Source organism: Citrobacter sp. wls718 (genome assembly GCF_005280945.1).
Taxonomy (GTDB): domain Bacteria; phylum Pseudomonadota; class Gammaproteobacteria; order Enterobacterales; family Enterobacteriaceae; genus Citrobacter; species Citrobacter gillenii.
The window spans coordinates 56,040-60,642 of record NZ_SZWV01000015.1 but is presented as its reverse complement, the minus strand read 5'-3'; the positions used below and the strand labels follow the sequence as shown (position 1 = coordinate 60,642).

Here is a 4,603-nt window from a genome sequence, read left to right as displayed (position 1 = left end):
GGCGGGGGCGGCACGGCGAACCGCCGGGTTATAGCTGGCAGGCGTTTCATCAGCACTGTCAAACTGGGGTGCTGTAAGCGTATTAATTTTGCGCAGAGAGGGCATCGCGGCCAGCAGAATGGCGCCGACGATTAAACCAATCGCGACCGAACGTAAAAGCTTCACAAACATGATAGCGGCGTCATTAAAAAGGGGAACGGCAGCAGCATATCACGAGTTTACCGGACATCACACGGTGGGCTGATGTCCGGTCTACCAGCTTAACGCAGGAGCAGATAAATATTCTCGTTACCGCGTACCACCTGCAACGCGATGATCGACGGTTTCGCTTCCAGCACCTTGCGCATTTCGGCAATGGAGTTCACGCGATCGCGGTTTACACCGATGATAACGTCATCTTTGTGCAGACCGGCTTGCGCGGCTGGGCTGCTTTTTTCGACGTTATCAATCTTGATGCCTTTAGTGCCGTCTTTTAACTGACCGTCGCTAAGCGTTGCACCTTGTAATGCCGGGGCGATCATTTCCGCACTGGCGGACGACGACGTGCTGGTATCCAGTGTGACTTCCACCTCCAGCGGCTTACCGTTACGTAGCAGACCCAGTTTAACCTTGGTGCCCGGTTCGGTGGTGGCAATACGCGAACGTAACTCGGCAAAACTGTTCAGCGGCTTGCCGTTGAGGCTGGTAATGACGTCACCGGATTTCACGCCCGCCTTCGCGGAGCCAGAGTTCGGCAGCACTTCGCTAACAAACGCGCCGCGCTGTACATCCAGCTTGAACGCTTTGGCGATGTCGGCGGTCATTTCCGTCCCTTTAATACCCAACAGGCCGCGTTTGATTTCGCCAAACTGCATTAACTGCTGCGCCAGCGTGCGCGCCATGTTGCTGGGAATGGCAAAGCCAATGCCGATACTGCCGCCGCCCGGTGCCAGAATGGCGGTGTTAATACCGATCAATTCACCATTCAGATTAAGCAGCGCGCCACCGGAGTTACCCCGGTTAATGGACGCATCGGTCTGAATAAAGTTTTCCAGACCTTCCAGATTCAGGCCGCTGCGACCCAATGCCGAGACGATGCCGGAGGTTGCCGTTTGCCCCAGCCCGAACGGGTTACCGACGGCGACGGCAAAATCACCCACGCGGAGTTTGTCGGAGTCGGCGATGGCAATTTGTGTCAGGTTGCTAGGGTGCTGGATTTGCAGCAGGGCGATATCGCTCTGATCGTCGCTACCAATCAGCTTGGCGTCAAACTCGCGACCGTCGTTGAGCTGGATACTGATCTTCTGTGCCTGATTAATAACGTGGTTATTGGTTAGCACGTAGCCTTTGGCTGCGTCGATGATGACTCCTGAACCCAGGCCTTCGAACGGTTGTGACGGCTGATCGGGTAGGTCATCGCCAAAAAATTTTTTGAATTCTTCCGGGACTTTCTGCCCCTGCGCGGCGGTACCTTCGACCCTCACGCTCACGACCGCAGGTAACACTTTCTCCAGCATTGGTGCGAGGCTGGGGAGTGCGGCTTGACCGGGAACCTGGCCGGGTATCGACGCAATGGCCTGAAACGGCGCCGAGAGAGTTAACCCGACACTTAACGCTAATGCACTCAACAGCTGGGTTTGTTTTTTCATTGATCCTGCTCTCGTACCTTGAGTAAACGGAAGATGATTCAAAACAGTTTGATGTTATTGAATTTTCGGTTTGGTCACAATGCGGCTAACGACTAAATAATAGCTGGGACGGGAAGAGAAGCGGAGGGCGCAATTGCTGCGCCCAATAAATTTCTTAACGATGTGCAGTTAGTCGCGCTTTGCGCCACTACGCAGCAGGCCGGAGGCCCCTTCGGAATAGTCGCGTGGCATCTGAACCGGTGCCTGATCGTTGCCTGCTTCAGACTCTGCCAGACGGTTACGGAACGGGTTGGATTCTGGCGACATACCCGGCAGCAGGTTGCTGGAACTTTTTGCCATATGTTGGTAGATCTGACGATAGTCGTCGGCCATGTTATCCAGTAGCTCAGCGCTGCGGGCAAAGTGGCTTACCAGCTCTTCACGATACTCTTCCAGCTCAGCTTTGTTTTTTTCCAGTTCGTACTGCAATGCCTGCTGTTGGCGTAATTTACGATTACCAAAACGCATGGCTACGGCACCAATAATGATACCGACGACTAACCCAATTAGCGCATATTCCCAGGTCATGAACATCTCCCGTTGTCTTGTGTTTCCGTAGGGTGTTGGCTTTAGGCTCCATGCCTGCGCCTGATTATGCCACTATAACCGCTAATCCCGTAGAAGTGGAATCCCGACTTTATATCGCGTAGTGTAGAACGGCCTTTTTTTCGTCAACCGTGAGCGACGGCACATCGATTCTCAAGGAATAACAATAACATCATGCAAAGCTTTTCCCCGACATCGCGTTACCTGCAGGCCCTCAACGACGGCAGTCATCAACCCGACAACGTACAGCAAGAGGCAGTGAATCGACTGGATATTATTTTCCAGGAACTGACTGCCCCAGCCCGTCCTGCGTTGCAGGAAAGTGGGCTGATTGCTCGCTTTAGCAAATTTTTGGGTAAACGTGAACCGACGGAGAGCACGCCGGTGCGTGGTCTGTATATGTGGGGGGGCGTGGGGCGCGGGAAAACCTGGCTGATGGACCTTTTCTACCATAGCCTGCCGGGCACGCGTAAACAGCGTTTGCACTTTCACCGCTTTATGCTGCGCGTACATGAAGAGTTGACCGCCCTGCAAGGGCAAAGCGACCCGCTGGAAGTGATTGCCGACCGCTTTAAGGCAGAAACCGACGTGCTGTGCTTTGATGAGTTTTTTGTCTCAGATATCACCGATGCGATGCTGCTCGGTGGATTAATGAAAGCGCTGTTCGCCCGCGGCATCACGCTCGTGGCGACATCCAATATTCCGCCTGATGACCTGTACCGCAATGGTCTGCAACGTGCCCGCTTTCTTCCGGCGATTGAGGCTATTAAACAGTACTGCGACATCATGAATGTGGATGCCGGAGTTGATTACCGTCTGCGTACGTTAACCCAGGCGCATTTATGGTTATCGCCGCTGAATGATGAAACCCAACGGCAGATGGATAAGCTGTGGCTGGCGTTAGCGGGAAGCAAAAGTGAACATGCGCCGACGCTTGAGATAAATCATCGCCCGATGCAGACACTGGCCGTCGAAAACCAAACGCTGGCCGTCTCGTTTACTACCTTGTGCGTCGATGCCCGCAGTCAGCACGACTATATTGCGCTATCGCGCCTGTTTCACACCGTGTTGCTCTCTGACGTCCCAGTGATGACGCCGTTGATGGAGAGCGAAGCACGGCGCTTTATCGCGCTGGTAGATGAGTTCTACGAACGCCACGTCAAGCTGGTGGTGAGTGCGGCAGTTCCTTTATATGAGATCTACCGGGGAGAGCGCCTAAAGTTTGAATTCCAGCGCTGTTTGTCGCGTTTGCAGGAGATGCAAAGCGAAGAGTATCTCAAGCGCGAACATTTAGCCGGTTAAACCCACCGCAAATCACATAAAGGGGTCGATCTTTGACCCTGACTTCTCTATAATCTTGCGACCCCACGTTACGAGAGAGTTTTTTTCCCAAAACTTTCTATGTGCCGGCATAGGCTATTCGAAGGGGTAGGTTTGCTGGACAATGTCGTGTGAACCTCAACTGACAAAACGTTTGGGTGTTCACCAACGTGTAACTAATTTATTTGGGTAAGCTTTTAATGAAAACTTTTACAGCTAAACCAGAAACCGTAAAACGCGACTGGTATGTTGTTGACGCGACCGGTAAAACTCTGGGCCGTCTGGCTTCCGAACTGGCTCTGCGCCTGCGCGGTAAGCACAAAGCGGAATACACTCCGCACGTAGATACCGGTGATTACATCATCGTTCTGAACGCTGACAAAGTTGCGGTAACTGGCAACAAGCGTACTGACAAAATGTACTACCGTCACAGTGGCTACGTCGGTGGTCTTAAAGAAGCGACCTTTGAAGAGATGATTGCTCGCCATCCTGAGCGTGTGATTGAAATCGCGGTTAAAGGCATGCTGCCAAAAGGCCCGCTGGGTCGTGCAATGTACCGTAAACTGAAAGTTTACGCGGGCAATGAGCACAACCACGCGGCACAGCAACCGCAAGTTCTTGACATCTAATCGGGATTATAGGCAATGGCTGAAAATCAATACTACGGCACTGGTCGCCGCAAAAGTTCTGCAGCTCGCGTTTTCATCAAACCGGGCAGTGGTAAAATCGTTATCAATCAACGTTCTCTGGAACAGTACTTCGGTCGTGAAACTGCCCGCATGGTAGTTCGTCAGCCGCTGGAACTGGTCGATATGATTGGTAAACTGGACCTGTACATCACCGTTAAAGGTGGTGGTATTTCTGGTCAAGCTGGTGCGATCCGTCACGGTATCACCCGCGCACTGATGGAATATGACGAGTCACTGCGTGGCGAACTGCGTAAAGCAGGCTTCGTTACTCGTGATGCTCGTGAAGTTGAACGTAAGAAAGTCGGCCTGCGTAAAGCACGTCGTCGTCCTCAGTTCTCCAAGCGTTAATTGGTTTCTGCTTCGGCAGATTGCAATTTGCGA

Annotated in this window: 5 protein-coding genes and 1 pseudogene; 3 read left to right on the top strand and 3 right to left on the bottom strand. The window is 52.7% G+C overall.

Going from position 1 to position 4,603, the window contains the following annotated elements; translation table 11 throughout:
• The 3 genes and pseudogenes from FDW95_RS23395 to zapG form a co-directional block, all read right to left on the bottom strand.
• Positions 1-171 (bottom strand): annotated as a pseudogene (locus FDW95_RS23395) (outer membrane-stress sensor serine endopeptidase DegS); the annotation flags it as partial.
• 89 nt (positions 172-260) lie between these two features.
• Entirely contained in the window at positions 261-1,628 is a 1,368-nt protein-coding gene (gene degQ, locus FDW95_RS02785) for a serine endoprotease DegQ (protein WP_096755480.1), read from the bottom strand.
• A 168-nt stretch (positions 1,629-1,796) separates the two neighbouring features.
• Positions 1,797-2,195, bottom strand: coding sequence for a Z-ring associated protein ZapG (gene zapG, locus FDW95_RS02780; RefSeq protein ID WP_045448139.1), 399 nt, complete (start codon positions 2,193-2,195; stop codon positions 1,797-1,799).
• Positions 2,196-2,387: 192 nt separating this feature from the next.
• On the opposite strand from zapG, the gene zapE reads away from it, so the two are divergent.
• From zapE to rpsI, 3 genes are all read left to right on the top strand, one after another.
• Positions 2,388-3,515, top strand: coding sequence for a cell division protein ZapE (zapE, locus tag FDW95_RS02775; RefSeq protein ID WP_115257363.1), 1,128 nt, complete (start codon positions 2,388-2,390; stop codon positions 3,513-3,515).
• 218 nt (positions 3,516-3,733) lie between these two features.
• Positions 3,734-4,162, top strand: coding sequence for a 50S ribosomal protein L13 (gene rplM / locus FDW95_RS02770; protein WP_096755482.1), 429 nt, complete (start codon positions 3,734-3,736; stop codon positions 4,160-4,162).
• 15 nt (positions 4,163-4,177) lie between these two features.
• Positions 4,178-4,570, top strand: coding sequence for a 30S ribosomal protein S9 (gene rpsI, locus FDW95_RS02765; RefSeq protein WP_062774136.1), 393 nt, complete (start codon positions 4,178-4,180; stop codon positions 4,568-4,570).
• The last annotated feature ends 33 nt before the right edge of the window (positions 4,571-4,603 follow it).

Coding starts and splice junctions, on each gene's coding strand:
- degQ (WP_096755480.1), bottom strand. CDS start 1,628: ATGAAAAAACAAACCCAGCTGTTGAGTGCATTAGCGTTAAGTGTCGGG.
- zapG (WP_045448139.1), bottom strand. CDS start 2,195: ATGACCTGGGAATATGCGCTAATTGGGTTAGTCGTCGGTATCATTATT.
- zapE (WP_115257363.1), top strand. CDS start 2,388: ATGCAAAGCTTTTCCCCGACATCGCGTTACCTGCAGGCCCTCAACGAC.
- rplM (WP_096755482.1), top strand. CDS start 3,734: ATGAAAACTTTTACAGCTAAACCAGAAACCGTAAAACGCGACTGGTAT.
- rpsI (WP_062774136.1), top strand. CDS start 4,178: ATGGCTGAAAATCAATACTACGGCACTGGTCGCCGCAAAAGTTCTGCA.